At 44.3% G+C, this 23638-nt stretch carries 35 protein-coding genes and 1 tRNA gene; 4 read left to right on the top strand and 32 right to left on the bottom strand.

Annotated features, from left to right (window positions below; translation table 11 throughout):
* From IEW48_RS13985 to IEW48_RS13920, 15 genes are all read right to left on the bottom strand, one after another.
* Nucleotides 1-1157 (bottom strand): hypothetical protein (locus IEW48_RS13985; RefSeq protein WP_188624295.1); only part of this gene is annotated, 1157 nt, incomplete at its 3' end.
* 14 nt (nucleotides 1158-1171) lie between these two features.
* Nucleotides 1172-2128 (bottom strand): DUF5050 domain-containing protein, encoded by a 957-nt coding sequence (locus IEW48_RS13980; protein WP_188624294.1) that lies wholly within the window; start codon nucleotides 2126-2128, stop codon nucleotides 1172-1174.
* Nucleotides 2129-2142: 14 nt separating this feature from the next.
* Nucleotides 2143-2622 (bottom strand): prepilin peptidase, encoded by a 480-nt coding sequence (locus IEW48_RS13975; RefSeq protein ID WP_188624293.1) that lies wholly within the window; start codon nucleotides 2620-2622, stop codon nucleotides 2143-2145.
* A 14-nt stretch (nucleotides 2623-2636) separates the two neighbouring features.
* Nucleotides 2637-3155, bottom strand: coding sequence for a hypothetical protein (locus IEW48_RS13970; RefSeq protein ID WP_188624292.1), 519 nt, complete (start codon nucleotides 3153-3155; stop codon nucleotides 2637-2639).
* A complete protein-coding gene (locus IEW48_RS13965) occupies nucleotides 3100-3537 on the bottom strand; it encodes a hypothetical protein (RefSeq protein ID WP_188624291.1) in 438 nt (145 codons plus the stop codon). Before IEW48_RS13965 ends, IEW48_RS13970 begins: the two co-directional genes overlap by 56 nt.
* Nucleotides 3538-3632: 95 nt before the next feature.
* The gene (locus IEW48_RS13960; protein ID WP_188624290.1) at nucleotides 3633-3836 is read right to left on the bottom strand and encodes a hypothetical protein; all 204 of its coding nucleotides are present in this window, start codon (nucleotides 3834-3836) and stop codon (nucleotides 3633-3635) included.
* Nucleotides 3837-3933: 97 nt separating this feature from the next.
* Nucleotides 3934-4083, bottom strand: coding sequence for a hypothetical protein (locus IEW48_RS13955; protein ID WP_188624289.1), 150 nt, complete (start codon nucleotides 4081-4083; stop codon nucleotides 3934-3936).
* A 5-nt stretch (nucleotides 4084-4088) separates the two neighbouring features.
* The gene (locus IEW48_RS13950) at nucleotides 4089-4880 is read right to left on the bottom strand and encodes a hypothetical protein (protein WP_188624288.1); all 792 of its coding nucleotides are present in this window, start codon (nucleotides 4878-4880) and stop codon (nucleotides 4089-4091) included.
* Nucleotides 4881-5765: a type II secretion system F family protein gene (locus IEW48_RS13945; protein ID WP_188624287.1), complete on the bottom strand. Its 885-nt coding sequence runs from the start codon at nucleotides 5763-5765 to the stop codon at nucleotides 4881-4883.
* Nucleotides 5753-7066 (bottom strand): TadA family conjugal transfer-associated ATPase, encoded by a 1314-nt coding sequence (locus IEW48_RS13940; RefSeq protein WP_188624286.1) that lies wholly within the window; start codon nucleotides 7064-7066, stop codon nucleotides 5753-5755. Before IEW48_RS13940 ends, IEW48_RS13945 begins: the two co-directional genes overlap by 13 nt.
* Nucleotides 7056-7898, bottom strand: a complete 843-nt coding sequence (locus IEW48_RS13935) for a CpaE/TadZ family protein (RefSeq protein ID WP_188624285.1) — start codon at nucleotides 7896-7898, stop codon at nucleotides 7056-7058. Before IEW48_RS13935 ends, IEW48_RS13940 begins: the two co-directional genes overlap by 11 nt.
* Entirely contained in the window at nucleotides 7895-8491 is a 597-nt protein-coding gene (locus tag IEW48_RS13930) for an SAF domain-containing protein (protein WP_188624284.1), read from the bottom strand. The genes IEW48_RS13935 and IEW48_RS13930 overlap by 4 nt, the downstream gene beginning before the upstream one ends.
* A 187-nt stretch (nucleotides 8492-8678) precedes the next feature.
* A complete protein-coding gene (locus IEW48_RS17480) occupies nucleotides 8679-8801 on the bottom strand; it encodes a hypothetical protein (protein ID WP_268236576.1) in 123 nt (40 codons plus the stop codon).
* 2 nt (nucleotides 8802-8803) lie between these two features.
* A complete protein-coding gene (locus IEW48_RS13925; protein ID WP_188624283.1) occupies nucleotides 8804-9022 on the bottom strand; it encodes a hypothetical protein in 219 nt (72 codons plus the stop codon).
* Nucleotides 8997-9470, bottom strand: coding sequence for a metal-dependent hydrolase (locus IEW48_RS13920; RefSeq protein ID WP_188624282.1), 474 nt, complete (start codon nucleotides 9468-9470; stop codon nucleotides 8997-8999). The genes IEW48_RS13925 and IEW48_RS13920 overlap by 26 nt, the downstream gene beginning before the upstream one ends.
* A 560-nt stretch (nucleotides 9471-10030) precedes the next feature.
* Between IEW48_RS13920 and IEW48_RS13915 the strand changes: the two genes are divergently transcribed.
* Nucleotides 10031-10594: a hypothetical protein gene (locus IEW48_RS13915; RefSeq protein ID WP_188624281.1), complete on the top strand. Its 564-nt coding sequence runs from the start codon at nucleotides 10031-10033 to the stop codon at nucleotides 10592-10594.
* Here IEW48_RS13915 and IEW48_RS13910 read toward each other — a convergent pair whose 3' ends face one another.
* The 16 genes from IEW48_RS13910 to IEW48_RS13840 form a co-directional block, all read right to left on the bottom strand.
* On the bottom strand, nucleotides 10595-10993 hold the full coding sequence (locus IEW48_RS13910; RefSeq protein ID WP_188624280.1) for a RusA family crossover junction endodeoxyribonuclease: 399 nt from the start codon (nucleotides 10991-10993) through the stop codon (nucleotides 10595-10597).
* Nucleotides 10987-11346, bottom strand: a complete 360-nt coding sequence (locus IEW48_RS13905) for a hypothetical protein (RefSeq protein WP_188624279.1) — start codon at nucleotides 11344-11346, stop codon at nucleotides 10987-10989. The genes IEW48_RS13910 and IEW48_RS13905 overlap by 7 nt, the downstream gene beginning before the upstream one ends.
* Nucleotides 11347-11392: 46 nt before the next feature.
* Nucleotides 11393-11746: a DUF6075 family protein gene (locus tag IEW48_RS13900; RefSeq protein WP_188624278.1), complete on the bottom strand. Its 354-nt coding sequence runs from the start codon at nucleotides 11744-11746 to the stop codon at nucleotides 11393-11395.
* A 41-nt stretch (nucleotides 11747-11787) separates the two neighbouring features.
* Nucleotides 11788-12576, bottom strand: a complete 789-nt coding sequence (locus tag IEW48_RS13895) for a ParB/RepB/Spo0J family partition protein (RefSeq protein ID WP_229704062.1) — start codon at nucleotides 12574-12576, stop codon at nucleotides 11788-11790.
* On the bottom strand, nucleotides 12573-13727 hold the full coding sequence (locus IEW48_RS13890) for a ParB/RepB/Spo0J family partition protein (RefSeq protein ID WP_188624276.1): 1155 nt from the start codon (nucleotides 13725-13727) through the stop codon (nucleotides 12573-12575). The genes IEW48_RS13895 and IEW48_RS13890 overlap by 4 nt, the downstream gene beginning before the upstream one ends.
* Nucleotides 13728-13770: 43 nt before the next feature.
* A complete protein-coding gene (locus tag IEW48_RS13885; protein WP_188624275.1) occupies nucleotides 13771-14043 on the bottom strand; it encodes a hypothetical protein in 273 nt (90 codons plus the stop codon).
* 50 nt (nucleotides 14044-14093) lie between these two features.
* Nucleotides 14094-14777, bottom strand: a complete 684-nt coding sequence (locus IEW48_RS13880) for a YkyB family protein (protein WP_188624274.1) — start codon at nucleotides 14775-14777, stop codon at nucleotides 14094-14096.
* Between the two features lie 563 nt (nucleotides 14778-15340).
* The gene (locus IEW48_RS13875) at nucleotides 15341-15991 is read right to left on the bottom strand and encodes a hypothetical protein (RefSeq protein WP_188624273.1); all 651 of its coding nucleotides are present in this window, start codon (nucleotides 15989-15991) and stop codon (nucleotides 15341-15343) included.
* 171 nt (nucleotides 15992-16162) lie between these two features.
* Complete coding sequence (locus IEW48_RS13870; RefSeq protein WP_188624272.1) at nucleotides 16163-16969, bottom strand: hypothetical protein; 807 nt, start codon at nucleotides 16967-16969, stop codon at nucleotides 16163-16165.
* A 129-nt stretch (nucleotides 16970-17098) separates the two neighbouring features.
* Complete coding sequence (gene recD2 / locus IEW48_RS13865) at nucleotides 17099-19336, bottom strand: SF1B family DNA helicase RecD2 (RefSeq protein WP_188624271.1); 2238 nt, start codon at nucleotides 19334-19336, stop codon at nucleotides 17099-17101.
* Nucleotides 19333-19611, bottom strand: coding sequence for a hypothetical protein (locus IEW48_RS13860; protein WP_188624270.1), 279 nt, complete (start codon nucleotides 19609-19611; stop codon nucleotides 19333-19335). The genes recD2 and IEW48_RS13860 overlap by 4 nt, the downstream gene beginning before the upstream one ends.
* On the bottom strand, nucleotides 19589-20401 hold the full coding sequence (locus tag IEW48_RS13855; protein WP_188624269.1) for a transcription termination/antitermination NusG family protein: 813 nt from the start codon (nucleotides 20399-20401) through the stop codon (nucleotides 19589-19591). Before IEW48_RS13855 ends, IEW48_RS13860 begins: the two co-directional genes overlap by 23 nt.
* Before the next feature lie 14 nt (nucleotides 20402-20415).
* On the bottom strand, nucleotides 20416-20805 hold the full coding sequence (locus tag IEW48_RS13850) for a sigma-70 RNA polymerase sigma factor region 4 domain-containing protein (RefSeq protein WP_188624268.1): 390 nt from the start codon (nucleotides 20803-20805) through the stop codon (nucleotides 20416-20418).
* 61 nt (nucleotides 20806-20866) lie between these two features.
* A tRNA-Trp gene (locus tag IEW48_RS13845) sits at nucleotides 20867-20942 on the bottom strand.
* 449 nt (nucleotides 20943-21391) lie between these two features.
* A complete protein-coding gene (locus IEW48_RS17475) occupies nucleotides 21392-21517 on the bottom strand; it encodes a hypothetical protein (RefSeq protein WP_268236575.1) in 126 nt (41 codons plus the stop codon).
* Between the two features lie 61 nt (nucleotides 21518-21578).
* Nucleotides 21579-21779 (bottom strand): helix-turn-helix domain-containing protein, encoded by a 201-nt coding sequence (locus IEW48_RS13840; protein WP_188624267.1) that lies wholly within the window; start codon nucleotides 21777-21779, stop codon nucleotides 21579-21581.
* A gap of 142 nt (nucleotides 21780-21921) precedes the next feature.
* Here IEW48_RS13840 and IEW48_RS13835 point away from each other — a divergent pair, with 142 nt between their 5' ends.
* On the top strand, nucleotides 21922-22224 hold the full coding sequence (locus tag IEW48_RS13835; protein ID WP_188624266.1) for a helix-turn-helix domain-containing protein: 303 nt from the start codon (nucleotides 21922-21924) through the stop codon (nucleotides 22222-22224).
* Between the two features lie 255 nt (nucleotides 22225-22479).
* Here IEW48_RS13835 and IEW48_RS13830 read toward each other — a convergent pair whose 3' ends face one another.
* A complete protein-coding gene (locus tag IEW48_RS13830; protein ID WP_188624265.1) occupies nucleotides 22480-22704 on the bottom strand; it encodes a helix-turn-helix transcriptional regulator in 225 nt (74 codons plus the stop codon).
* Nucleotides 22705-22869: 165 nt separating this feature from the next.
* On the opposite strand from IEW48_RS13830, the gene IEW48_RS13825 reads away from it, so the two are divergent.
* Together IEW48_RS13825 and IEW48_RS13820 are read left to right on the top strand one after the other, a co-directional pair.
* Nucleotides 22870-23202: a helix-turn-helix domain-containing protein gene (locus IEW48_RS13825; RefSeq protein WP_188624264.1), complete on the top strand. Its 333-nt coding sequence runs from the start codon at nucleotides 22870-22872 to the stop codon at nucleotides 23200-23202.
* Between the two features lie 205 nt (nucleotides 23203-23407).
* Entirely contained in the window at nucleotides 23408-23602 is a 195-nt protein-coding gene (locus IEW48_RS13820) for a hypothetical protein (RefSeq protein WP_188624263.1), read from the top strand.
* Nucleotides 23603-23638 lie beyond the last annotated feature (36 nt).

The following is a 23638-nucleotide window of genomic DNA, read 5'->3' as shown; positions in this document are numbered from 1 at the left end:
GGTGCTTGAAACTCCCATCTGTAGGTCAGCCCGTCTCCATCTGGATCACTTGACGTGTTGTTAAACGTCACTGTGGTGTTGTTATAAATCGTTGCAGGTGACCAGCTAAAGTTTGCTACTGGTGCGTTATTTTTTCGATAAGGCCCAAAACTTCTTGTGTCAGTGTTTCCCACTTGATCTTCAACCTGTACATGCAAGTACCATGTTCCCTGTTGGGTTGGTGCTGTAAGTGTTGGACTTGCGTTGGTACTCCAAGACGACCACGATGATGGTGTTGCCGTTGACGTTGTCCATGCATGTCGATAGCGTCTGAATCCCGAATGGGCATCAGAAAAAGACAGGCTGACCTGTATGGCACTGGTTGTCCAATCCGTACTGCCCGGAGACGCACTGACATTTGGCGGCTGATTGTCAAGATGAAATGGGCCTAACCGGCGATACGCCACATTATTGTTGTTATCACGGGCTTCCACATGCAAATATCGAACTCCGCTAGCTCCAGATGGGCTGGTGTAATTCCGTGAACTATGTCCAGCCCAAGCTGACCATCCAGATGTAGGGCGGGATGTACTGGTAGTCCACTGAACCCGATGATCCCTGTAGCCGGAACAACCCACATCACTGAAAGAGAGAGTAACAGTCACTGAACGTGTCCAGTCACTGCTGGTTGGACTTGCGTTAATGGTTGGCGGTGAGGTATCGGGATGTGTCACATCCCGATGATAGTAAACCATAACTGGTCTTCTGTATCTGTTCAGGTTGCCCGAATCCGCACGGAAATAGTAACCTGCCCCATGCGGTCCGTTGCTCGAATAGACCAACTGTGTTCTGGGAGTGTAACTGAAAGAATCCTGTATGCCACTGGCCCATGTATCCCCTCCAGATCGTACCCACCCCGATGTGCCCCACTGATTGATGACACTCGAAGGTTGGTTGGGCGGATAGTAGTCCGAGTGGCTGGGTGGACGGGATTGATTCAGAAACGCCACATTTCTGTCGTTATGCATCCATCCCAGATTGCGATTGTCCCGATAGTATACCGTTCCGTTATGCTGGGCATGAATACGTTCCTGACAGGACGCTTCCACCGTTTGAGGTTCCAAAACAAAAGTAAAGGCCGTAATCGCCATCAAAAAAACGAGTGTTGTCCTCTTCACCTCAAAACACCACCCTAATTAACCTGACTGATCTGTTTCGTTGTCGGATCAAAGATATGGATCAGTCTGTCGAATTCATTTTGCATAAACACCTTCCCTCTTACCTCTGTCAAGTTGATATACCAGTCACCGCTTATCCTGTTTGCTTCACCTCCATTAAACAGATAAAGCCCCAAATCATGATCACTGACAAAACCGTATGTTTCAGATGAACGGGAAAAAACGATTCCCTGTTCGGTCAATGCAAAAGAGACCATAGTCTCCTGAAGCACCGGTTCCGCTGTCCCTCCTGCCAACGGCACTTTCCACAGTCCCCCAACACCTAACAAGGGTGTATCATCTACCGGACGCAAAAAATAAATCCAGTCTCCCTTGACAGTGGGTCTCCACGCAGGAAAGTCCGTGAGGTTATCTGTTTTTCCGCTTAATAGACTATGCTTTTTCAATACACCATCCTTTCCTGATACATAAACAATATGCTGTCCATCAGATACCGGTTGAAAAACATGATCACCGTGTATCACTGTCTGATCTTCGCCATCTTCCACAAAACGCATCAGTCGTCCGGTTTCCATGTCAACATAATAAAGATCGCCTTCTGTCACAAACAGATAGGACGACCAGCTATCAGTCAAGACTTCCGGTTCGCCACCCCTTTTCTTGACACGGTACATTTTTCCGCCATCCGTTACATTTTCATAATAGACATACTCCTGAAACGGTGTCAGATGTATGGCGTAACCTGTTTCGGCTACCTCAACCTGACGCTTTAAGAACGGTGTCTGTCTGAATAAGGTTCCTTCCTGCTCATACCAAAAAGTGTTGCCATCTTGTGCAACAAATCCCATATCAGCATCTGATCCTGTTTCAGATTCCTCCGCCTGTCCAATGAATTTCAGGGAAATCAACACAGTCACCATAACGAAAAGAAAAGCCGTTAGTTTGACATATGTTTTTGTTTTCTTACTCATTTTTTTCACCCCTCTCACACCAAAAACCATGCCAAAACAAAAACAAGGTTAATCAGCACCGCTCCCGGAAAACTGAATTTCACAACTCCGGGACTGCGGGTCACAAAAGCCAGCAAATCCTGTTTCAAAACAGTGATCACGCTCACTTTGTTTTTCAAAACATGTCTTGCCAAAAGCACTAAGGATACAGTCAAATGCACAAAGGTGTAAATCAAAAAAGCCAGCCCCACAACAGTTGTGTTGGCTGAAAGTGCGCCCCATGTCGCAAACAGCTTGACATCACCCGCCCCAGTCATCCCGAATACATAAACCAAGAAAAAGACGAAAAAGGCAAACAGCAAAGCAAGCAGTGATTCAAGAAAACGTCCGTCAACGGCATAATAAACCAAAGCGGCCAAGGCCACAGGAACCAAGGTTTTGTTATATATCTTCCTGTATTTGAGATCAGTATATGTGGTCACTGCCACCAATACAGTGGCCAGAAAATATATCATACATTCCCTCCTTATCAAAATCCTGCCTGAATGGCCATTTCAGCCACGGCCGGGACATACATTTCTCTTTCCCTTGCACCCCAGAAAGAAAGCAACTCGATCCTGATGACAGCCATCACTCCCGGAGCCTCAAAGGTGTGGCTGAAGCGAATGTCCGGGCGACTGATTGTATACGGAAACACATAATCTGACTCATCCAGAACCACAAACTCTACCACCTCAACTCCTTCCAGCCCCTTATGACCACCAAGAATCTCATCAAACGCCATTCTGGCTTCAACCGGATCAATCACCAGTTTGGCATCATATACAAACGCATCCATGTCCATCTGCATGGCCGCCGCCTTGACGGCATGATTAAGCGCATGTTTGGCCTTGTTCATCTGTATGGACTGAAAACTGAATGTCATCACCACTGCCATCAATGCAGTAATGGCCACCACCGCAATTAAAAACCAGATGGTGGCAAATCCTTCATTACGGCAGTTTTTCCGACATAACCTTCCCTTTAACGACAAAATGTTCTGAGGCAAGATCACTTCCTCCTATCAACGACATCACACCCGAAAAAAGCGAACGAAAGGGACGCTTGACTTCAAATCCTACCGTGACAATTTCCCCTCTTTGAACAGGTTCAAAAGTGGAGTCTGATGTAAACCTGACTTCATCCATTCCCCGTCTGGAAAGATTCTCTCTCACCGCCTGTTGCACATCCGGTGTCAGTCCGCCTCTTACTGCCGCCATCTGCAAGGCACGGTGCAGTTCCTGTTCCATGACATTGATGGTGTGCATCTCCAGCATAGCGGCAATGGGAAAGAAAACGATAAAGGTCATGGTAATTACTGCTATTATAAATTCAATGGTGATGAAACCACATTCTGAAGACGTTTTTTTAAAAACATACCGCCTTAACATAACCACCTCTCCTTGCTCTTTTTGATCAGTGAACCTCACCAACCAAAACGGAAGGTAAAGGGGCCGGTTAAACCGGCCCTTCACCTTTTGTTTTCTTATCTGCTGATCCCATTAGCCGCTTCCCTTCCAGCATAATCAATGGCATCAGCCACATTTCCAGAAGCATCGAATATGCTTCCTCTGATTACAACACCAATGGCAAAAAGCACAATTCCGGCAACTATTCCACCGGTAATGAGCAATTCCACCGTAACTGTTCCATCTTCATCTTTCCAAAAAGCTTTCAAGGCATCCAACATAATAAATTCCTCCCTGTCATTTTTTTCATCCAAAACCCAAAACAACCAGCCAACACTCTTATGCTTCAGTTGCTGTTTCTTCTGTGCATCACTCCTTTCACTGATTGGGTTCATAATAATCACTGTAATAGGTTTCCGGCACGGATTCATCCAGATTTTCCGCCGCCGGAAGAATGGTATAGATAAAGGCCGCCAAGGCAATGGCGGCCACTATCCCTATCCCGATCAGATATTCAACGTTTTTCACTCACATCACATCCCCAAGAATCCTGAAAACATATCCCGTGCTTGCACAAAGTACGGGTAAAACCACGTAATTACACTTGCAAAAAACGGCAAGCCAAGCAAAATGGTGTAAAAAACAGGTTTTGTGTTGGCTTTTGCTTCCCTGTTCAGATACTCCATCATGAGCAACTGGTCTTTCCACTGCTCGATAAATTCAAAAGCTTTTTCACTTCCCCTGATGACCTGCATCAGCATGGTGGCCAATGTTTTGATCTCAGTCAATTCACTTTTTTCCAAGAGTTTGACTGCTTTTTCCGCCCCGCCATGATCATGCCACTTGTCCAGTACAGGATTCATAAGGGCTGGAAGATATCTGGTTACCACCAGTGCGTCACGTAAGGCATCTTCAGTGTTCAGACCGGCTTTGGTAAGCGAAAGAAACGTATCCAAATAGACATGCAACTCGGCCACCATCTGGCGTTTTCTGTTTCTGATCGTCCACTCAACCGCTTTTACCGAAAAAAAACTGCCCAAAAAACATGTCACGAAAATAACCATTGGTACGAGGTAGTCAAGTGTGACGGCATATATTAAAAGGGCCAATAAAAGTCCCCCGTACAACAGAACTCTTGCCAAACGTTCCGCTTTTTTCGGAGTTAAAGACAAGGGGTAAAACAGCATTTCTTTTTCCTGTTTTTCGCCGCCGGTTTTTGGTCTTTTGCTTTCAATGGTTTTTGGCATATTGTTTTCAATGTTACATGCCTGCCAACATGCATATCCGATACAAAGGCTGATCAAAAACGAAACCCCTGCCGTCACTTAATCAACCTCCTTTCTGTTCATCCACAGAAAGATAACCAGACTAATCAGAAGCACGGTCACAATAATGGTCATCATGATCCTGCCTTGCGGATCAGCAGTAAAGAAACCGTAACTTTCCGGTCTTGTCACCAGATTGAATATGAACAGAGCAACGGCAGAAATCATCAGTATCATGTGTACGGTACGTACCTGCGCCATCTCCGTACGTTCCTTTTTCGTCTGTATTTGTCTTTTTTTCATCTCAGAGATAAGATTGAGCATGGAATCCGTCACATCTGAGCCTTTCTTCTCGTGCAGAATCAGAAGAGATGTGAACAGTCTCACCCAACGGTTGTTCATCCGCCGGGCAAAGTTTTTCAGAACGTCTTCAGATGGATACCCCGCATATATTTCCGCCGCCATCCGTTCAAACTCACCTCTGGCCGGTTCGGGAGCCTGATGGGCGGTCAAGTCAAATGATTTTGCCAGATTGCGGGTCAAGGAATATTCTGAGTAGAATGTTTCAAAGGCGGGAACCAGACCGTCAGATACCTTTTCACGGTACTGCACAGCCTTGTAGTTTAGAAACCACGTGGGTACGCCCATCAGTGTCAGTCCCAAGATCAATCCGACCACGGGATTTTTGAGCAAAACGGCTCCAATAAACACACCCAGCACAATACCGGCCAAACTGAGAAGCAACCAACGTGAAAAAGGCATATCTATACCGGAAGCGTCCCTGATGTCAGCAATGGGCTGAAACCATTCCGGTTCACGGATGACGGTTGTTTCTTTTTTCTGTGTTCTGTCCAGTATTTTCCGTCTAACCAGCACATCACCGAAAAACCAATTGATGGCCAAAAACAGACTTCCTGCTATCACAAACGAAGTCAGAGCGACCATGCGACCACCTCTTTTTCCGCCGGGTTGGATACATGCGCTGAATCCATCTTCTGTTGAGGATACGTCACCCCGTACAGTGCCAGACGTTCTGTCAGTCTTTTACCCGGCTGATTGGGATATGTCCATCCCTTTGCTTTTGGATCAAAACAGACAAGATCACGAAACTTCACTTCATCCGCCAGTTCCGGGCACTCCACTTCCGTCACCCGCCACAACCTTCTAATGCCTGTTTCAGGCTCAAGATGGAGTTGGACAATCACGTCTATGGAACGGGCTACACGCAAATACAGGGCTTTCTGATCCCAGTTGCGCCCGTCCTCCATAATCATGTCGGCCAAGTCCTGTATGGCCGCCTCTGGTGAATTGGAGTGAATTGTGCCCATCGAACCCGGATGTCCCCGGCGAAAGGTCTTGATCATCATGTCCGCTTCCTGCCCCCGTGCCTCACCCAGTATGATGACATCAGGTGATTCACGAAGCATGGTGTGAAACTGCTTGACAATGGTACGGCCCAACCGGGGCTGTTCTTCAAAACAAATGACGTTGTGACGGGGCAGATGACGGTCAAGGGCCAATTCATATGTGGTCTCCAGCACCCCGATCCGCAAGTTGGACTGAATAAATTGCGCCAGCCACTTCAGCATACTCGTTTTTCCACTGGACGTGGCTCCAATCAGAAGGATGTTGACCCTTCCTCTGACCAGTGCCGCAAGAATATCAGCACTGTGACGATCAAGCGTGCCCAGTCTAATATAATCGTCCGTGGAAAGAATATGCGATTGATGTTTTCTTAAAGTGATGGTACGGGCGGATGTCTCCGGCGGACAGGTCAGTGTTACCCGTGTTCCGTCAAGCATCTTTGATTCTACTACCGGGTTGGACTGATTTAACTCCTGATTTTCATTCGACAGGATTCGTTGCTGTATTTGCCGAATTTCATCTTCATCCTCAAAAAAAACGTCTTCTGCACAAAGACGTTTTCCCGAACGTTCCACCCACACTTTATGCGGCCCTGCTCCGTTCACCCACACTTCGTTGACATCCGGAGAATCATACAGATCCTGTATTGCTCCCAGCCCCCAGTTCCTCTTGAAAATTTCATTGATCAACTGTTCGTGAGTCAAGTCACTGACCACGATTCTTTCTTCACGGATGACGTGCTGAATTCGCCGTTTGACGCTTTGTATCGCATGTTTTTCTCCTGCCCGTGCCTGACGAAACAGTGTGTTCTGTAAATCATCTCCCGTTTCCACAATTCGCTTTTTGATTCTTTCAGCCAGTTTATCCAGTTCACGGTTCAAATGTCCATTCTCTCCTTTCATCATCCGTATTGGATTTTGGCCATGCATCCATTTTCGGCTGTACCGGGTTGGACTCATAGTTTATATGCGTGATTTTGTTTTTGGCAGACGGGACAATCGTGGACGATGACTCAGCATGTTTTTTAAGGATGTTCCACGCCTGTCCCATTCTTTTCATAAACTTTCCTGAAAAATTGATCTGTCCCAAATTCACCTGTTCCATAAGATGTTTTTCATGCGGCAAATCCCCCAACAGCACCACATTCATTAACGTGGCAATATCTTTTGTGCTGACCGGCCCTTCATGCCGGTTGACGATAACCCCTGTCTTTCTTGACAGGTGGTTTGGGGTAAAAAACTCATGTTGCCAATGCTCCCACAACCGGTGATAAGTAAAGATCAGCGGTGTCACCACCACCACTATGAAGTCTGAACGGAGCAACAGTTCTTTCTGCAAGGGATTCAACAGTCCCCATCCGGCATCAATCACAATATGTTCTTTGCCTGTGATGTTTTCAGACACTTTTTTTGCCCATACCGTATCCACCTCATCAGGTGGAAACTTCATCCCCGGCATCAGTTCCAGCCCTTTGACCTTGACCCAGTTTTCCCTCATTGCTTTCTGGATCAGTTCGGTTTCACGATACATAAACAACCGGTCAAAGCCATAATGGGTCTCTTCCACTTCCAACATGGCGGTAAGTGTGCTGGAATATAAATTGGCATCAATCAACGCAACCTGTTTACTGTTTGACTGTAAGTACTGGGCAAGTGCCAAGGCCACCGTGCTTGTTCCAGTTCCGCCTTTCGTTGACCAGATGCTAATAATCATCGCAATTCATCCCCACGCACAACGAGAAACAGATCGGCATATTGTTTTGCCGCCTCCACAACCCTGATCTGTTCCTCGGTCATCTCAAACACCACACTCACATTCTGATTGGGGGAAATGCTCCCGTCATCTGTCCTTTGATGGGGAACCAAACGGTGTACACGAACACCCGACAATATCTGTCTGGCCTCATGATTTTCAGTGGCTGAAGCCCACACGTCCACGACCATGCCCTCTTTGACAATGGGGCCGTTCGCTCTCACATAAGAAACATCCTGTGTGTAGTAACGAATATTTTCACTGACAGTCTCGTCCCGCAAAAATGACGGATTGATCAATTCTCCTTGTCTTATGGCAACATCCGTCACCTTGCCCACCACATCTTCCGGTGCAAGAACAGCGTAGTCCTCAACATCAGTATGAATCTCCACAAACGCCAGTTTTTCCGCTTCCAGCACATGTCCTGCCGGTATATCCTCAAGGGCAATGTACCCGGTTTTCCCCGGCTCCGGCTGGGCGTAGACATAATAACCAACACCTGCACCAACGGCGACAACTAAAGCTAATACAATTCTGATCAGACGACTTTTCAAAAGATCACCTCATTTGCTAATTCGATGTAAAAACGATTCCTTTCCCAATACCACACCATCATAAACAGCACAAAAAGAACGCTTCCGAATATCAAAAGGCGTTGGGAAACCGACAGATTCAAGTCCAACAAAATGAACAAACAAAAAACGCCTGCTAATAAAGCAGGAATGACATACGCCAATGTTATCACCCTCCACGTTCCCTGATCATTTTCTCATCTGCCATTTTTGCCACACAACAGCAGGAAAGAACAAATGCACCGGCAATGCCTCCGACAAAAAGACCAACAGCCAATCCTACCCAAAACACCGTTATCCCTCCTTCTTATCCGGAAAAACAATCTGCTTTTTGTTTGCCCAAATCTGCTTACCTTTTACTTCGATCAAGGCCGTCAAAGGCGAAACATCACTGTCCCTGATATAGACAGCTTTGTGTACATCTCCAAACACATCCCGATATAGACAGAACCTGCGATCTTTGGAAATACCGTTTGGTTCTGTTTTTCTAGACAAATTGGTTGATCCAGACATCGACATACCCCCATCCATACCAAATGATTAAAGCCACAAGCGCAAGCCTGACCGTTCTGTCCACCAGCACATATCCGAAATCACCAACCGGTATGCCCAACGAAAAAGGCAAAGGCCACAAAAACTGACCCTTGCCCGTTAACATGTCTCCTGCGATATGAACCAGAAGTCCAATCACAATCACATTCGCCCATTCAGTAAAGGGCTGAAGGATGAACCACAACCCCCCGACCAACAGCAACGAATGGGTCAGTGTGCGGTGACCAAACACCTGATTTAGCGGTATTGACACAAAAAAGAACGGTCTGCCTATTTTAGACCGTGGTTCGTCAATATCCGGCAATATGCCAGCAATACCGCCGATAACTGCTCCCTTTACCTGTCCTGTTAAGGCATATCCGGCAACCGCACCAGACAGAAAATGTGTTTTCCAGTCTATGAGTATCACCTCTTTTTTCTAATCCTTTTCCATCCTATCCAACCCGGCAAATATGGCAAAACCTGTTCAGCTACAAACTGCATAACGACTTCGTTGTCTGTCTGCACTTCTCCATCGTATATCACATCTACTATTTGCCCCTGATAGCTAATCTCAAAAACTACCGTTTGCCTGTTTTTCGGTTTGATCGCCAAAAGTCTGATCTCATCGTTGTTCACAAAATCACTACTTTCTGCTAAATTCCAGCTTCTTTGTCTTCCTCACATTTTCCCTGACAGGAACAAAACTACGGCATTTGGTAACAACAACCGCCTCAGCAGTCCTATACCCGCTTTCTTTTTTTCTGTTAACATTATACCCCCCAATCCGATAGACCTTGGTGTAAGATTCGTCAAAAACCTTTTTGCCATCCCGTATCCATTCACAATCCCTTGCATTAGCTTTGCGACAGAAGAAACAGAGGCTAACCTGATAGATTTTGATAACCGTTTCTGTTCTCCTGTCCAATGTTACGACCAATAATCATCACCCCTTTTTGTTGATGATCGTGTAACAGGTGTTGTACAATTTTGGCAAAACGGAAAGGAGATGGTGAAATGTTTAACTTCAATGATCGGATGGAAAATAATATTACCAAAGATCATGCAGGAAACTACTACAGATACCGTCACAGTTGTCTTGTACTCAAGTGCAAAAAGTGCTGGAAAAACGAAAATGCACCCAATTCCACTGCTATTCTTTTTGAACAGGACATCAAACGTTTGACCGAAGGTATTTCCTGCCCTCATTGTGACAACATCCTGCTGGTCAGCGAGTCGTTTCAGAAATTGGTACAGTCGTTTTTCTACGCTCCCTTTCACCTGTACTCCGAGAGAATGAAGATCGTCTTGGAACATAAAGACGAAAGCGTGAGTATTCCCGTAACCATAACGGATGACGGGGCTGTTCTGGATTCACAAGAACTTTTGTACACGGATTCTTTGTTTTCTTTGTTCACAGATTTCGTTTCTGATAAAACAGATATTCTTGAAAAAGGTATTCGGGACTTTGATTTCACCAAATGGGATTTCTCTATATGCAGTCAAAATGCTGACACACTGCTTGCTGAAGATATTGTCGATTTTCTTTTCTAATCAGTTTACCAACGGGCGAACCTCCACTTCCGCCCGTTCCTCTTTTTCTGTTCTCACTTTTGTTTTGGATACATACAACGCCGTCACCTGATTGTCGTCCTTGAAACAGATTTTGTTCATCCCATCCAATACACTTTTGGCCACATTGTCAACATCAAAGTCATTCATGCTGAACAGGCGTATGTTAACCTGCACCGGCCCCTTCAAGGGTCTTTTACATGCCTGTTTGGCAATAAATCCTACCAACCTTTCATATTCCCGTGTCTTCTCATCCTTGTATACATAAGCCGTCCGGCCTCTCATCGCCATCCTTGGCCTTGCTTTTGGTACTGGACGACCATGTACGACAAACCGGATTGCCTGTGTCTTCTGCTGTTGCTCAACGGTTTCAGTCAGCATACTGTCCCCTCCTTTACCTCATCAATATAGATGGCTGAGAATCCAGAAAGAGAATTGTTTCTGCACATACATGCCGGATAATCATTTTCGTTTTCCACCATGTCACGCATGTGATCCGCCAGCATCTCCAATTCTCTCTCATCCAGCGCAAAAAGATTAACTTTTTCCAGATCAACAAAAACACAGACACGCTTTCTGAAGTTGATTATTCTAAGGTAAATGTCAGCATCCCGTTTCTGATGATAATGAAACGAATACTGCACCCTCCATGTGATTTGATCACCCAAACGCTTCCTGATTGTTTCAAGCATTTCTGACCTTTTGTTTTTGTTAATTTTAAGCAACTGAGTCACAGGAAAACATCTCCTTCCGGGTTAATTTTTGTTCCAACAATTGCACTTATCCCCTCAATCTCAGTTTTGTCGCCTCCAAAGCAAGCCACAGATTCTTTCTGTCCAGCTTGAACAATTCGTTAACCGTCACCTCCATCCCCCGGTTGTACAAAACCACCGCCAACTTGGCCAACACCCGTATGCCGCTTGAAAAATCCTGTTCCTCAAACATATCGGTAAATAAAAACACCCCCTCATCCGGTTTGTAGTAAGGGAGTGCTTTTTGTCTTAATTCTTCGTTGCCGCTCAACAGATAAATTAGAGACAAGTGCTCAATGTTGTTTTTGTATTCATCCGGCAAATCAGAACGCATTTTGAAAAATGTTTTCTCGTGTTCCTTGGAAGTAAAGGGAATAATCATAACGTGTCTCCTTTCTTTTTTTGACAAAGATACAAAAAATCTCACATACTCAACTGATGTTCTTCTTTTCTGTTTTTGTTGTAAAAATAGACAATGGCCATTCTGACATTCTTGGGAAGAGACCCCCCATGAACCTGCCTGAACTCCTTGGCCTTAAGCTCCAAAGCGGTAAAACCCACATGTTGCAACCGCTTGACCAGCATTTTCCTTTTGTATTGCTTCTGATACTTCGTTTGAAATTCATGGAAACCCAACAAAACATAATTCGCATAAACTTTCCTGTCATAACCGAACGAATCCACCAATAACTTCAGAACATACTCCAAATGTTCTTCTCCGCCTGCATCATATATTTTTTCTATGGCTGTAAACGCCTTAATCCCCCGACCTACATTCTTAAAATCTAACTGCAATCCGTTTCTTTCCACCACATTTTTGATCATGACCATTTTTGGATCATCAGCTTCCAGCAACGCATTTGCCCGGTCAATCCGGTTTGCATTTTTGATAGTGTTGAAATAGACAAACGCCTTGCTTTCTTCCTCATATGTCATCCCCTCAAACACCAGACATTCCACGTTTTTCATACCCAGCATTTTCATCGCCGTAAAACGGTGCTGGCCATCAATAATATAGTACTGCCCATCTCGCTTGCTGACCTGTATGAGACCAACCCCAACCGGATCAAAGTTTTCAGCTATCTTTTTGGCCTTGCTGTATGACAGCTTTCTTTGATAATCCGCCAGTTTGAGTGCCCTGATCGGCAGTGTTGTCACGTATTTTGGCTTCTTGTCAAGAATGGCAACCGCCTCGTTACTCAGCACCATCATTTAATCCTCCTTATCGTTGTATGTTTGCGGATCACATTAACCGCCTTTTCCATCTCAGTAAACAGAATACGATAGGTCTCTTTGGCATCCGGTGTCGCATTACGATAACCATTTTCCAGACGCTCAAAATTACTGATCCACTTCAACAATTCCCTTAACCGATAAAAAAGTCCGGCGTTAAACGCTCCTGTTTCATCATTGACCAAAGTATCATTGGTCACACCCGGAAACATGTTGTCATATAACGCCATTGTCCCTCTCAGCGCAAAAATTTCCTGTCCCTGCTCATATATCTTCTGACCTAAAATCTGATTTGCATTTTCAAGCTCCATAATAAGATCAACCAATTCTTTCTTGTCTTTTCCCATCAACTCTTTACGCCGTGCTTTAATTTCCTTTTCAGTTTTCTTGTGATACAGACGTTTGACATCAACGCCAATCGTGGTTTTTTCGTATTCGGAAGTCACGTTCCCGTCCTCACTTTGCTTCTTTTTGTCTTGGGGCTGAAGGGTAGGGGCAGACGACTTGTTATCGTCATTGCCAGACTCATTTTTCGGATTCTTTCCAGTAACCTGTTTATAGGCTGTTTTTGCGGCTATTTTGTTTTCCTTGATCTTCTGGAATAACTCTGGTGATTTTTCTTTTACCTTCTTAACCCTCTTGATTGTTGTGCCGCTGACCCCTGCTAATTCACCAAGTATTTCATTCGTTCTACCTTTTGGTCCCTGGGCCACATCGGGAATACGACTACCCTGCTTTAAATTACTTAAACTGTTTAGTCGTTTTGCTTCTGCTATTTTTTTGCATAAATCCTCTGCTTCTAATACAATAGCCGCCTTTTGCGAAGGTGTTAAATTTCTACGTTTTGTAGCAGTATTACGAACAAATTCAATAGCTTCAATGTCATTCATATCGTGATAAATCACATCAATCTCCCTGATTCCCAATTCCTTTGCCGCTTTCAGACGGTGGCGACCGTCCAGCACCCGGCCATCCTCCAGTGCATGGACGGGAACCTGAATTCCTTTCTCCCGGATACTTTCCAGAAGTTCCTCCCATTCCTCCAGTGACATCTCCGGTACAATACCTACTGACTCGTGCAATCTCAACGACTCAACCGGCACATTCTTCACAACTTTTTCTTTTCCCAACACAGACACCTCCGAATTAAGATTGATTTTCCCTTCTCGATTCTCATTTCCGCCTAAGCATCATAACCACCAAGGTGAATAAAATAGCAAAAACCAGTATCTCCTTTGATGTTAACAATCCACCGCTCAAGGCTGTTGCTAATACCAAAAACACCAACAGGGATAACAAAGCAATCATAACAGGCAACAAAAAAAGACTGGCCATATTTAGAGCCTTGGCTTTTTTCCGTGGGTCTGTCGAAACAAAATTGTATAGCACATATGATCCCAACATGCCCGGAAAAATTAAAACAAACAGCATTAGTAAATCCGCCATTCCGCCACCCCCTTTTCTTTGCAAAACAAAGGCAAAATAAAAAAACAGGCTTATACCTGTTCCTCTTTTTCCTCGTCTCCAAGATAGCGTTCCAACAACCGGACAGCTTCGTGGAATTTCAGTGAAGTTTTTACTTTTTCAGACGAAACCCTTTCTATATTGCCCAAAAATTCCAATCCTTCCACTTCGTCCTTGGTTGCCAGCATGTGAAAACTGTATTGTGAAACCTGATACAACTTAAGATAGGTATTCTCATGCGAATCATTCGATTGCACATGATAACCCTTAAGAACAGCCTTTCCCTCCCTAATCAGTTTATCCATAACCCTGTTTTTAAGATCATACAGCTTGTATTGTCTCGTTTTTGCCCTTTTGACAATGTGATGTCTCCCCTCGAAATAACTCTCAACCTTTGTATCCCGGCTTTTTTTGGCTGACTTGTTAATCAAATACAATGCTTCAGCAATGTTGTCATCCGTTAACGGAATGTCTCTGACAATTACACGTTTTCGGGTTTTGATGGGTATGCAGTTACTGATGTGATACAAGTTGTACCTCTTCCACGCAAACAATTCTCCTACAAAAACCTTAACAAAAGCATCGGGTTTGGATTCATCAATCGGCTTTAATCTTTTGTCTCTTCTGAGTGTCGTCTTTGTGTAGTAACCTTCAGGTACGTTTTCCCATCTCACATATTCTTTTGCTTTTCCTGTGTTCTCCCGCACGGAAAACACCCATGTTCCTCCTTTCAGTTTCTTTTACTGTTAAGGGGGCTGGAAGGAATGGGGGACAAGAGGACACCATGCCGTCCAAGAAACACCCCTTTCCTCCCCAACCTCCCTTCAGCCCCTTTTTTGTCACTTCTGTTTTTGGTTCTGACTGAATGGTATGCGTATACCATTGCACGTATAGGGGGCTGGAAGGATGGGGAACAAGGACTACCGCCACATCCCCCTCCTTTTCCTCCAGCCCCTTTGGAATCAGCAATTATGACCTAGGGAGAAACAATCTTTTGGACTGCGAAGAACGTACCTTAGGCGGAATGGACAAAAAGGTGAATATTTTCTAGGTACGACCAAACGCTTTTTCCAATGTCGATTCTATATATAGAGAGTGAGAATAGAATCGCCCTCCCCGAATCGCTAAAAACCTTGATATGACAAGGTTTTTGGGCGTTTGGGGGTATGGAAAAAAATCCATACATGTATGGAAAAAAATCCATACCCCTTTTCGACACCAATCCCTTGTGTATCAAGGCTTTTCGTAAAAAAACAGTGTCGATTTTGGGGGTATTTTTCTATTTTTGTTGTTCCTTCTTATATTTAAGATACGTTTTCCGTTTGACCAGTTTGCCATACTCCTTTCCACTATGGAGCCAAACTTTCCACTCCAAGTGGATTTTTCTTTTTTCCAACTTGTCATACCTCATGGCCAGTCTGGCCAACGTGGCGTTAATGCGGTTGCGTTCGCCACAAAGGACAATCTCCGGATTGACAAAAAGCGGACGTTCCGTGACTGGACGGCCAAATTCTCTTAACTCGTCTGTATTGACGAGTTCATACAAGATTCCTTTTTCGATCAGTTTGTTTATCAACTTGCTGGTTCCTGAAAGATCACGGTCAAAATACTCCGCTATCTCACTGACTGACATGAACCGGTTGGTATCCGGGTTAATAATAGCGTTTGAGTGTAATTCATATAAGTCGGTCATGCCAAGGAGAAAACCAAGTTCATTGAACGATAGGTATTTCTTCTTCATCAACACCTTGATGTTGCCTTTCAATGTTTGAACGAAGCCAGCACCATCCGTTTCTTTTTTTCTAACAATCATAAACCCTTTATCGTTGGCTTTCTTTTCTTCCTGATTGACAACATCAAGGTTGACATGACTGTTCAGCAGTTCTCTTTCCCGTGCATTGCGTTCAGCCTGTTCCCATATATTTTTCACCAAGCTTACCCCCTGAAGCAATTATCTGATAGCCGTGCCGATTGCAATTCTTCACCCACAGACAGTTTTGACACCCCCTTTCTCCCTTGCCAAATCTAAAGTACATAGGACACTGGTTCGCCACTACCTGTAATGTGTGCATGATGATTTCCTCCTTTTTTGCCGTTTTTCTCAATCAAAAAGAGCCGCCAACCGGCTTTTAAGCCAGTCGGCAGGCTCCCCACCTAAGCGGATAATGTTCTCTACTTGCTGATAGACCCGTTTGGCACGGGCCATTTCCCTTTCCGTTTCTGTATCGGCCAGATGTTCTTTGTTTTCTTCTTCCAATATCGCTTTTCTAAGTTCTCTTGTCGAAAGTCCTTCATCATTGGCTTTCTGAATGTATTTGGCCGGATCGGATGAATTGGCCGCCACCCGATGATGATACCAGCTTAGTGACGGCATTCTTGTCTCCGGTTTGGGAAAAGCCCGGTACACCTTGACCAGTTCCCTTATCTGCGCAGGGCTGATCCCCAATTGCGAGGAAAGCCATGTCTGCTTGGCTCCCTTTTTGAGCATTTCGTCCAGCAATTGTCCCTTAATCCATCTTGCTTCCTGCTCACTTTCTTCCACCTGAATGTAGGCAGCCAGCAACTCTTCCAAGAAAGGATCGCTGACCGGTTCATTGATCGGTTTGATGTTTTCCGTTTTTTTCAGTTTCAGTCTGTCGTATATCTCATCTACCGTTTTGCCTTCCCGCCGTGCAACAACTTCTATCAGATGATGTCGCTCAATGTTGCCGTCATGGATCAATGTGTGGTGATACCCGCAAAGATGGATCAGATTCTCCCTGATGTCCTCACCCCCAGCCCCCCTGGTGCGAATGTGATGAGGTTCTCCGGGAGCCGGTTGGTTGCAACGTTGACCTGTGTCCGGGTCAATGTATTCACAAAGACCGCCGGATTCTTGTCTAATTTTTTGTACAACTTGTTTGTTCATTATAATCACCCATTTTTAATCTATATTCTGCTTTCGGATCAATTATTATACTAGATTTGCTATTTTTCGCAGTCATAAAATGCATTATAATTGATCCTCTTGCCATTCCTTTCAGATGTTTGTAGGTTTTCAATTCCTATCACCTGCTTGCATAGTGAGTTCTACAGGCTTGAATTTGTCGTCAGTATACAACAACCGTTCTTTCAGCTTGGTGTTCCGTTGGGCAATTTTGTTGTTACGTATGGCAATGTTCAGGGCTTTCTTTGTCCCAATCATGACCACCTTCTGTTCAGCCCGTGTCATGCCGGTATAGATCAAGTTTCTGGCTAGCATAATATAATGGCTTGTGGAAACAGGCATGATCACAACAGGAGCCTGTCCGCCCTGTGACTTGTGTATGGTGATGGCGTAGGCAAGCTGTAGTTCTTTCAGTTCGTCCTTGAGATAACGGACTTCCCTGCCCATGAAATTACAATATAAAACTTCATGACCAACCCCGTTTTCATCAAACCATATGCCCGTGCGGGTAACAATGCCCATCTCACCATTGTTGAGTCCTTTTTCCCTGTTGTTTTTGGTGTGAATCACCTTGTCTCCCTGCCTGAAAGTTGTTTTCCCCACCTTCCACTCGTCTTTTGCCGGAGAAGGCGGATTGACCGCTTCTTGCAGGATAAGGTTCAGTTCATGTGTTCCAATGGGCCCCTTTTTCATGGGGCTGAGAACAAGTATGTCCTCAATCCCGTAACCCAACTGAAGAAACCGAAGCACACTCTTTTTGATCAGTTGGGCAATTTCTTTGGGATCTTCCTTGTACAGGAAGTAAAAATCGTTTTTGGACTCATCCACGACAACAGGTTGGCCCTTGTTAACCCGATGGGCATTGACCACAATCTGGCTTTCCTGTGCCTGCCTGAATATTTCTGTCAACTTGACAGTCGGGATACCGGCTTCAATCATGTCTTTCAGGAAATTCCCCGGATTGACGGACGGCAACTGATCCACGTCTCCCACAAACAGCACCTTGGTTCCCGGATCAATGGCCTCCAGCAGATAGTAAGCCAACTGAATGTCCATCATGGACACTTCATCCACGATGATGAAGTCAAACGGCAACGGATTGTGTCTGTTGTATTCCGGTTCTTCTCCCGGCCTGAAACCGATCATGGAATGAATCGTGGACGCTTCCATGCCCGTCACTTCCGCCAGTCTCCTTGCGGCCCTTCCTGTGGGCGCACAAAGCCCAATGAATGCATTTGGGTTCTTCTGACGGTATATGTCGATAAGAGCCTTGGTGACCGTAGTCTTCCCTGTACCGGGGCCACCTGTGAGGATAAGCACATTGTTGGCAAACAACTGCCGTATGGCTTCCCGTTGCTGTTCGGCCAATACGATGCCATGCCTGCGCTGATAATTCCTGATCCATGCGTCCAGTCTTTTGGGCATAGCTTCGCCATCCCGGCAACCTGTCAGTTTTGACAGTTTGCAGGCTACATCTTTTTCATATGTGTGCAGGTACTTGGGATAGACTGCATCACCTTCAAAAATCAGCCGACCCCTCAGTTCGAGGTTATATATGGCTTTTTCTACGTCTTCCCTCGTCACCCGCATTTGTTCAGGTTGATTGTGGTTCAGTACCTTCAGTGTCTCATTAATCAGTTCACTTTCAGGCAGATAACAGTGCCCCAGTGACATGCATTTCTCTTTCAGTACATAGTCGGTACATGCTTCTATCCTGTATCCGGATAATGGCGATACTCCTACTTTTCGGGCAATCTCATCCGCCTTCAGAAAGCCAACCAGATCAAGTTTGGTCAATAGATACGGGTTTTCTTTGACGACACTGACTGCATTTGATCCGTATTCTTTGTATATTTTCATGGCCATGTTGGTGCTGATCCCATATTGACCAAGCTCACCGATGATCTTCTGCACTTCAAAGTTGGCTTTGACACTCTGAATGATGGTGCGGGCGTTTTTCTCCCCAATTCCTTTGATATGCCGGATGGCGGATTCACCCTGCTCCATCATGATCTCAACGGCAGATGACCCCAGATGTTTTACAATTGTCTTGGCCAGCTTGGGGCCGCACCCCTTGACAAGACCACTGGACAGAAACGCTATCGCCTGTTCCTCTGTGGCTGGAAGGGGACGCTCCCAACGTTCAATCTCAAACTGCCGGCCGTATTTTGGATGTACCGACCAGTTACCATGTACCTCAACATCTTCGCCCTTGTCCACGCCAAGCATTGACCCCTTGATTACACATTCCCCGTCATCAGTGTTTAGCACCGCTATCAAAAAGTCGTCATTGCGATAGATGATATGCCCCAGTTTACCTTTCAGTTTGGTTGCCGTGGTTATGGTCATGGTTGATCATCGTTTCCTGTTCTTAGTCTGACCTTTCCACGACCAACCGGGGCATATGCGTTGGCATATGCGTTTTTGGATTTGATGGCCCTGATTTGTGTATTGATATTGCGTATTCTGGCTTGCAACTCCTGTTTCACGAAATGTCTGTGCAGGGATTCTTTTGTTGCTTTGACTGGTATGAAGAACGGATTGGCGTTTGCGTTTAGCTTTTCCAATTCTTCTTCATATCGCTTTTTTTGGGCCATCAGTTCATCCAGCAAGTCTTTGAACAAGCCACCCCACCCCTTCCTTTTCATTTGACGATGAAGACGGGGGGCTTATCAATTCGAGGATAATCTTTGTGAACAGGTTATCCTCAAGCATTTCAGGCATTTTCATGAAATTGTATGCTTGGCGAAGGGCGTTAAAAAGCTTCGATGGAACAGTGGTGACTATGCGATTTCTCTTCAGAAACACCTTACATTTTTCAATCTGCTTTTGTAATATATGGCTGGGTTTTTCCTGCCCGAAAGAATGTTCCTCTTGCTCACATTCGTTTTCTTTGTTACATTCAAAATGGCTTTTGTTTTCTTTTGGGTACTTACCAGTATTGATCTGGTGAAGTACCTCTTTTTCTTTCTGTTCCTGTTCGTCCTGAATTTTGTATATATCATCAGACCAAACTTCAGCTTGTGATTCTGTATCTACGTTTCGGGCAAAACGGTCAAATTCTTCTTTTGGGATATGACCGCTGTATTTTGCTGGCGCCCCTGTATCATACCATCTGTCTACTACTCTTATAACAAACGTGATGTTTTTGATCAGATGCCACAATTTTTTTGGGAAGTATGCAAAATCTGGTCTGAATTCAATGAATACATATCCCGGAACGGCACTTCTTGATTTTTTTCTTGAACGATATTTCTTTTGATTGAGTTCGTATTGATGTATGTTTGTCTCAAAGGCATGTATCTTATCTATCCATTTGTCTAAGCCATATCGTTCTATTATCTGTTCCAGTGCGTTTTTGACACGGAATTCCTTGCCGGTTACAACCTGAACAGCATATACACACCGTCCCATGACGTTCCTCCTTCTCAATCAATCTTTTTCATGACCTTGTTTAAAGCTGATCTGAAAATTTTTTGTGCCTCTTTAGGACTCATACCCGTTTTTTCCCCTATGGACAAAAAACCTTTCTTGTGTTTGTAGCGCAAAAGAAATATTTTCTTTTCCAGTGGGTTTAATTCGTTCAGCCATTCGTTTTTGATTGCACCACCCAGCCTCACTCCCAATTGTTCATATCCTGTTTTTGCGTTGTTAAGAAGCGATCTTACATCTTCGTTATGTAGCTCTCGTTTGATTTCGTTCCAATCGGCTTTTTCCGGTATGTAGTCATCATAATCATGCTCGTCAACATGCAAACAGGACTCTAAAGTTTTCATGCTTACCCGATAGGATTTTCTCAACTCAAGAAAATTGTCCACGTTTCTGTCCTCCCATTTTCTGAATCAACCTTCGTCTTGGTGCGATCAGCTTCTGTTGATATGGCAGAGGCAGTGGGAATCGAACCCACCACACGGGGTTTTGGAGACCCCATCGCCACCTTGGAACATGTGCCCCTATCTATTTGCATGGCTTGGGAATACGGGGGCTCCAAACCCTTCGCTCGCCCCCGGTGGTTGGCAGTACGTTGTGGCGCACTGCCAGCGTTTTTTTGTATGTGCCTCAACCACAACTCGGCACACGGGTTTTGATGAGCTTTCGCTCGCTGATGGCACTGACACCTACTTTCCGCTACACGCCTGCCACCTATAGAGGGATGACAGGCGGTAGGGCGGCCGGCATGATTGCGGATTTCAAGTCCGCGCCGACCCTTCAGCGCCAGTACCATCAGCCAGCGACCATCAACAAATGATGGTTTATACACAACAACCGTCTTGGCGTGACCTGTCCGTACGGACGCATGTATTACGGCGTGGCTCCCCTTATCGGATCGTGGCCGACTCCGCTCAGGTTGCGGGAACACCCGCCAGATAGCACCAGTTTTGATGCTGTCTGGCCGATGCCCCGCTATTTTTCTGTTTTGGGGCTGGAACGAAGAATAAGCATGATGGCCTTTTTCATGGCTTCTTTATCAGGCGTATAAGTGCGGGTTACCGTGATGCCCCTTGGTGTATCGGTCTGCTTTTTTGTCATAATTCTTCACTTCCTCTTACTGTATAAATTCAAAATTTTTGGTTAAAATTGATATATAGCTTCAGGATGCCTGTTCATCATCTTCCAGTAACTCACTCACACTAACACCGAGAGCTTTTGCGAGTTTTCTATAAACACGAATTGAAGGTTCAACTTTGTTGTTTTCTATTTCACTCAGATATGCTTGAGCGATCTTTGCCTTGTGTGCTAACTGCACTTGGGTCAAACCTTTATTTAGCCGTGCTTTTTTTACTAAATTCATCATTGGTAACCTCCTTTGATTATTATTATATAGATATTTACGATATTGTCAACTAAAATATATTTATTTACGATACTAAACTCTTAATAAAATTATATTTTTATATAGTTATTAGCTATATAATTTTAGTTGGGTGATAACTATGAACATAGGTAAACGAATCAGAGAACTTAGATTGTCTAAAGATATGAAAGTAATCGAGCTTGCTAAAAAGGCCCATATTTCTCAACCTTATTTAAGTGATATAGAAAAAGGACGAACAACACCATCAATTGATAAGCTATCTGCTTTATGTGATGCTTTAGGTATTTCATTAGGAGAATTCTTTGGGTATTCTCCTGAACTCCCTCCCGACCTCTTACAACTGCTTGAAACGGCGAAGAAACTTAGCCCGGAAGAACGGAAAGCGCTAAACGAATATCTTAAGGTACGATTGAAAGAGTAATACTGGGTTGCACCCGCCAGATACCATCACTATGATGCTATCTGGCCGATGCCCCTGTCATGGCATACAGGGTTACTGTGATTGCTTTGCTTCTTTCTCTTTGAGCAAGCGTGTTTTTCTTCTGTGCAGGGCAGTGGCCATCAGTTTGATGAAAGTTTTTTCACGATTTGTCAGATTTGTTATTTTTTGTGACATTTTGATCCCTCTCTTGTATGAATTCAGAATTTTTGGGTAGAATTTAATTAAAGCCGGTTATCATTCCTCGAAAAATTTCACCCAACTGATCCCAAACACCTTACCAATAGCTTTGGCTGTTTCAATACTTACTGGATATCCATTTTCCGCTTTTGTGTAGGTACTTCTCTCTATACCGGCCAGTTTTGCGATCTGCTCCTGAGTAAGATCATGGTCTTTTCTCAGCTTGTAAAGCCAGTATCGTTTAGTACTTTCCGTGGACTGGCTTTTGGTCGTCACATTCATTACCAATCACCTCTGGATATGTTATTTATAATATCATTTTGGTATTGTTAATCACATTTTATTTTCCTACACGAGTTGTGTCAAGTACGATTTAACTATTTATTTGTGATTTTTTATCACATATAATATGATTAAAACGATGAAACTAAAGATGGTGAATAGACAGTGACCTTTGCAGAACGGTTGAAGAAGTTGAGAAAAAATCATGATCTCACACAGCAAAAACTTGCTGATCATCTTGGTCTAAAAAGACCAACATATGCTAAATATGAAACGGGCGAAAACCAGCCTGATCCTGATACACTTAAAAAAATAGCCGACTTCTTTAATGTGTCAGTGGACTATCTCCTTGGTCGCACAGATGACCCTACACCACCCGGTGTAAACACCGTTTTTTATGATCTTGATGGATTGACTGAAGAAGAAAAGAAATATTTGTACATGCAACTGGAGATATTCAGAAAACTGAAAGAAGAACTCAACAAAGGCAAAGAATAATGTCATGCTGATTGTTCTTTTTGAGAACAATCAGTTTGAGAGTTTGAGAACAATCAGTTTGAGAGTCATCATCATAAAAATGTGTCGAATTGCATCGGAACAGCAACGACAGGGAGAGTTGCTGTTACAACTCATCAGTATCATCAAATCAATAAATGCGAAGGTGTCTCAGTTAGATTCCAAGGTATCTCACTTAGATTCAAAGATGTCTCAATTAGGTCAGAAAGTATCAGAATTGGAAACCATTGTGGGCGAGATACTCAAACTGCAAAAGAAACTGGAAAACTTGTTACAGCAGTCAAGTCAAGACCAAGAGCGTCAAGACAAAATTTTGGAGACGCTTGCCTTGCGTTCTCTTGAGCAAGAAACGGAAATACGGGAAATGAAACGGATTAAATAAAGCCTATGGACTTTACACATAGGCTTTTTTTGGTAC

The organism is Caldalkalibacillus thermarum, from assembly GCF_014644735.1.
GTDB classification, from domain to species: domain Bacteria; phylum Bacillota; class Bacilli; order Caldalkalibacillales; family Caldalkalibacillaceae; genus Caldalkalibacillus; species Caldalkalibacillus thermarum.
Note: the sequence above shows the minus strand (reverse complement) of the source record. Positions and strands in the feature narration are given on the sequence as shown.

What these genes read in the sequence shown, in the direction of transcription:
- IEW48_RS13980 (WP_188624294.1), bottom strand. Translation starts at nt 2,128, where the DNA reads ATGAGTAAGAAAACAAAAACATATGTCAAACTAACGGCTTTTCTTTTC.
- IEW48_RS13975 (WP_188624293.1), bottom strand. Translation starts at nt 2,622, where the DNA reads ATGATATATTTTCTGGCCACTGTATTGGTGGCAGTGACCACATATACT.
- IEW48_RS13965 (WP_188624291.1), bottom strand. Translation starts at nt 3,537, where the DNA reads ATGTTAAGGCGGTATGTTTTTAAAAAAACGTCTTCAGAATGTGGTTTC.
- IEW48_RS13960 (WP_188624290.1), bottom strand. Translation starts at nt 3,836, where the DNA reads ATGTTGGATGCCTTGAAAGCTTTTTGGAAAGATGAAGATGGAACAGTT.
- IEW48_RS13945 (WP_188624287.1), bottom strand. Translation starts at nt 5,765, where the DNA reads ATGGTCGCTCTGACTTCGTTTGTGATAGCAGGAAGTCTGTTTTTGGCC.
- IEW48_RS13935 (WP_188624285.1), bottom strand. Translation starts at nt 7,898, where the DNA reads ATGATTATTAGCATCTGGTCAACGAAAGGCGGAACTGGAACAAGCACG.
- IEW48_RS13925 (WP_188624283.1), bottom strand. Translation starts at nt 9,022, where the DNA reads ATGTCTGGATCAACCAATTTGTCTAGAAAAACAGAACCAAACGGTATT.
- IEW48_RS13910 (WP_188624280.1), bottom strand. Translation starts at nt 10,993, where the DNA reads ATGCTGACTGAAACCGTTGAGCAACAGCAGAAGACACAGGCAATCCGG.
- IEW48_RS13900 (WP_188624278.1), bottom strand. Translation starts at nt 11,746, where the DNA reads ATGATTATTCCCTTTACTTCCAAGGAACACGAGAAAACATTTTTCAAA.
- IEW48_RS13895 (WP_229704062.1), bottom strand. Translation starts at nt 12,576, where the DNA reads ATGATGGTGCTGAGTAACGAGGCGGTTGCCATTCTTGACAAGAAGCCA.
- IEW48_RS13885 (WP_188624275.1), bottom strand. Translation starts at nt 14,043, where the DNA reads ATGGCGGATTTACTAATGCTGTTTGTTTTAATTTTTCCGGGCATGTTG.
- IEW48_RS13870 (WP_188624272.1), bottom strand. Translation starts at nt 16,969, where the DNA reads ATGAACAAACAAGTTGTACAAAAAATTAGACAAGAATCCGGCGGTCTT.
- recD2 (WP_188624271.1), bottom strand. Translation starts at nt 19,336, where the DNA reads ATGACCATAACCACGGCAACCAAACTGAAAGGTAAACTGGGGCATATC.
- IEW48_RS13855 (WP_188624269.1), bottom strand. Translation starts at nt 20,401, where the DNA reads ATGGGACGGTGTGTATATGCTGTTCAGGTTGTAACCGGCAAGGAATTC.
- IEW48_RS17475 (WP_268236575.1), bottom strand. Translation starts at nt 21,517, where the DNA reads ATGACAAAAAAGCAGACCGATACACCAAGGGGCATCACGGTAACCCGC.
- IEW48_RS13840 (WP_188624267.1), bottom strand. Translation starts at nt 21,779, where the DNA reads ATGAATTTAGTAAAAAAAGCACGGCTAAATAAAGGTTTGACCCAAGTG.
- IEW48_RS13835 (WP_188624266.1), top strand. Translation starts at nt 21,922, where the DNA reads ATGAACATAGGTAAACGAATCAGAGAACTTAGATTGTCTAAAGATATG.
- IEW48_RS13830 (WP_188624265.1), bottom strand. Translation starts at nt 22,704, where the DNA reads ATGAATGTGACGACCAAAAGCCAGTCCACGGAAAGTACTAAACGATAC.
- IEW48_RS13820 (WP_188624263.1), top strand. Translation starts at nt 23,408, where the DNA reads ATGTCTCAATTAGGTCAGAAAGTATCAGAATTGGAAACCATTGTGGGC.